Source organism: Microcoleus sp. CAWBG640 (assembly GCF_020883015.1).
Classification (GTDB): domain Bacteria; phylum Cyanobacteriota; class Cyanobacteriia; order Cyanobacteriales; family Microcoleaceae; genus Microcoleus; species Microcoleus anatoxicus.
This window is the reverse complement of the sequence record NZ_JAHRFC010000182.1, coordinates 1-3,725: the sequence shown is the minus strand read 5'-3', so window position 1 is coordinate 3,725 and position 3,725 is coordinate 1. Positions and strand designations below refer to the sequence as shown.

Here is a 3,725-nt window from a genome sequence, read left to right as displayed (position 1 = left end):
GTGCGATCGCCTATTTGAGTATTTTTCAATTCTACAAAATTTCCCACCCGACAATTCGCGCCAACTTCTGCATGACCACGCAAATGTGCGTAGGGTCCAATCCTTGAATTATCAGATACAATACTATCAGAAACTACGGCATAAAGTACAGTTGCATTTTTACCAATTTGACTGTTTTCAATCAAACTGCCTGGACCAATGCGACTACCACTAGCAATGGAAGTTTTACCTCGTAAATGGGTTTGTGGTTCCAGGATCACATCCGGCTGCAACTCTACAGTATCATCGATGGTAATGCTATTCGGGTCGATCAGGGTTACTCCCGCAGCCATCCACTTGTCCTTGATGCGCATTTGCAAAATATCCGCAAGTGTGGCTAAGTGTTTGCGATCGTTAATGCCCAATATTTCCCGCTCGTCTGCTACATCCATCGCCATCACCGGTGCCATGTATTTCACCGTATCAGTAAGGTAATATTCTTGTTGGTTATTGTCTGCCTTCAATTGGGGCAAGACTTTTTCCAAATGTGGCCAGTGAAAACAATAAACACCTGCATTAATCCGACAATTTTCTTTTTGAGCGGTTGTGCAATCGCGGTCTTCTACAATTTCTGTTACCAAGTTTTGACTATCTGTAAACACTCGACCGTATCCTTGAGGATTCGCCAAATTAGCTGTTAACAAAGTAGCCGAATTTTGGTGTTTTTGGTGAGTTTCTACTAATTCCTTGAGAGTTTGCGATCGCAACAAAGGCACATCCCCATTTAAAACCAGTAAATCTCCCGTAAATCCCTGTAAATGAGGCAGTAGTTGTTGAATAGCGTGACCGGTTCCTAATTGTTCAGTTTGTTCGACAAATTCTAAGGGTGGCAATTCAGCATTTTCCGGTTCTAATTCTTGATTTTCCAGGAGTGCTTTTTTAACCAGTTCGCTGCGATAACCGACGATGACCAGTCGCCGGGAAATTTCAATTTCTTGACAACTGTTGAGGACTCGTTCAACTAGAGTTCGACCGCCCAATTCTTGTAAAACTTTGGGCAAGTCGGATTTCATGCGCGTGCCACGTCCAGCCGCTAAGATTGCTATTGCTATCATTTTGCGATCGATTAATCTAGTATGTGTTAAACATTTTGGCTGATGATAGGTAGGTCGCTCTAATAAAACATCAAATCCGATCGCCCTCTCCTGTCTCCGACTTGTTTCAGAATTAGGGATTCTGGATATGTTGTTTTTTTAGCCGTTGCTCACCGATCGCTAGCCATCGGTCAATTGTACTGCGAGGGCACAATTTTTTAATCTCCAATCTGAAAGGGAAAATTCCTTCGGGCGATATTTTTTATCAACGGATGTCAGCGACTACTCAGCCTAGGTGGCTTAAGCAGCTTGGCTGTGCACCACCACACTCCTGTTGAGTTCCATAGGAGGGGAGTATCCCAATTTTGTATGGGTGAAGCATTCCGGCCGACAATTTATTAGTGATAACCAGAGATTTACAGCGGGAATGCTTCACCCCTACGAATATATTTGCAAAACACAGATGCACCCCATAGGAGAGGGAAAAATCTACCGGGATAGGGAAATATCGGAAAGCCACCGCATCGATCCTTAGACTCGCTAGCTTCAAAACTCCCATCCCCAATCCTTGACTCCTAAATTCTCAATCGAGCTCCCTAGTTTCGACACTTGTGGATTATACTGTTTGTGAAATTTCAATTATTGTGCTTTAACATCAACAAAAATTTTCACCTACAGGAAGGGGAAGTCCCGAAGTCTATCCGTTTACGGGATGAGTGGCGGGATGAAAGTAATCCCGAAAATAAATTGAGTGATAGCGAATCAATTATCCAAAAATTCAGGTGTTCAGCTATGACAGAGCTTAATTTTCAGGAACTTGCAAAACAGGGAAATCCGGAGGCGATCGCCTCTTGGCTCCAGAGTCAGTTACAATCTGAAGACATCACAGTGACAGTTAATCTCAACGGCGATTATTTGGAAGTATTTCTGGATGCTTCGCCCGTACCTGCACCAGATAAATCAGTAGAGTTGGTCCGCAAGCAATTAACCGATTTGCAGCCAAAATCGATTCGCTTGGTGAAAGTTGAGGGTCGAGAAATTGGTCAGGCTGTGTCTGATTGGAGTCAAGAATTTATTTTAGAACACCCAAGTATTGCTCAAGAAAATAATCCTGAAAAATCCTTGACAAATACAATAGTTGCTAATCAGGAAAAACTCATGGAAACTGCGAAAAATATGGAGGCTACACAGCCGGAAATGAAAGAATTAGAGAATAGACTGCGATCGACTTTTATAGTAGTTGGGATGGTGACAGGTATATTGGCGATCGCCGTCGTAGCCTTTGTTGGTAAACTTTTAAACGAGCCAGCAGCAACTGCGGGCAAAAATCTAGAGGAAACACCGACTGTAGCAACAGTACCAGATTCTTTTCGAGAGGCAGTTAACAGTGCAGTAAAAGCAGCAGAATTAGGACGAGGTGCCAAAACCAAAGAGGAATGGAATTTAGTTGCCAATAACTGGCAAGAAGCCATCTCTTTGATGAGAAGAGTACCCCCATCAAGTCCTCATCATGAACTAGCTCAGACAAAAGTAGCTGAGTATCAGAAATATCTGATTTATGCTCAAGAATCAGCAGTAACTCTGCCTTCCCCAAGTCCAACAACAGCCACGGGTGAAAAAGAATCAGCCGAAAAATCAACTAAAAAATCCAATTCCGAAAAGGAAGCCACTGAAAAATCAACTAAAAAATCCAATTCCGAAAAAGAAGCCACTGAAAAATCAACTAAAAAATCCAATTCCGAAAAAGAATCTAATGAAAAAGCAAATAGGAAATCTAATCCTGAAAAATAAGGTGATGAAAAAAGCAGCTTATTTTCTAGAGATTTTCAAGTTTATCGCCGTTCAAACACAGTAATTTTTAAATCAATATGACAGACACCAATTTGATAGTTAATCCCGAATGGTTAGCCGGCAATACCGAAAATCAGCAAGTTGTAATTATTGACTGTCGGTTTTCTCTAGCCGATCCAGAATTGGGACAAAAACAATATCAAGAAAGTCACATTCCCGGAGCTTTTTATTTAGATTTAAACCAAGACCTCGCTAGTCCCGTTGAAAAACATGGTGGCAGACATCCGCTGCCAAATATTACAGAATTAGCGGAAAAATTGAGTGAAATTGGCATTAATTCCCCAGAAACTTTAGTTGTAGCCTATGACGATTCGCGGTTGGCTTTTGCGGCTCGGTTGTGGTGGCTGCTGCGATATATGGGACACAGTAAAGTAGCATTGTTAGATGGGGGTTTCAGTGGCTGGAAAGCGGCCCGATATCCGGTGACAAATGTTTTGCCAAAACCTCGTGAGGGTAAATTTGTCCCCGAATTGCGATCGCACCTGATTGTGGATATTGAGGCCGTAAAAGCACTAAAAGACTTGCCGGGAAAGGTTTTGGTTGATTCGCGGGAGAACGAGCGATATCTTGGCCTCCGGGAGCCGATCGACCCCATTGCAGGTCACATTCCCGGTGCTGTCAACTATCCTTGGCAACAGGTGACAGATGAGACAGGAAAAGTGCGATCGACTTCCGCACAAAAGCAACTTTGGACAGAATTAGCCACCGCCGAAGAAATTATGGTTTATTGCGGTTCCGGGGTAACAGCTTGCGTGAATTTATTGTCTTTAGAAATAGCCGGAATTCCCAACGCTAAACTTT

Annotated in this window: 3 protein-coding genes; 2 read left to right on the top strand and 1 reads right to left on the bottom strand. The window is 42.8% G+C overall.

The genetic code is table 11. The features are described 5' to 3' along the window. On the bottom strand, positions 1-1,094 hold a 1,094-nt coding region (gene glmU / locus AAFP11_RS30005), incomplete at its 3' end, for a bifunctional UDP-N-acetylglucosamine diphosphorylase/glucosamine-1-phosphate N-acetyltransferase GlmU (protein WP_341740278.1). A 606-nt stretch (positions 1,095-1,700) separates the two neighbouring features. Here glmU and AAFP11_RS30000 point away from each other — a divergent pair. Together AAFP11_RS30000 and AAFP11_RS29995 are read left to right on the top strand one after the other, a co-directional pair. Continuing rightward, positions 1,701-2,864: a hypothetical protein gene (locus AAFP11_RS30000; RefSeq protein WP_341740277.1), complete on the top strand. Its 1,164-nt coding sequence runs from the start codon at positions 1,701-1,703 to the stop codon at positions 2,862-2,864. Positions 2,865-2,941: 77 nt separating this feature from the next. Then, on the top strand, positions 2,942-3,725 hold a 784-nt coding region (locus AAFP11_RS29995; RefSeq protein ID WP_341740276.1), incomplete at its 3' end, for a sulfurtransferase.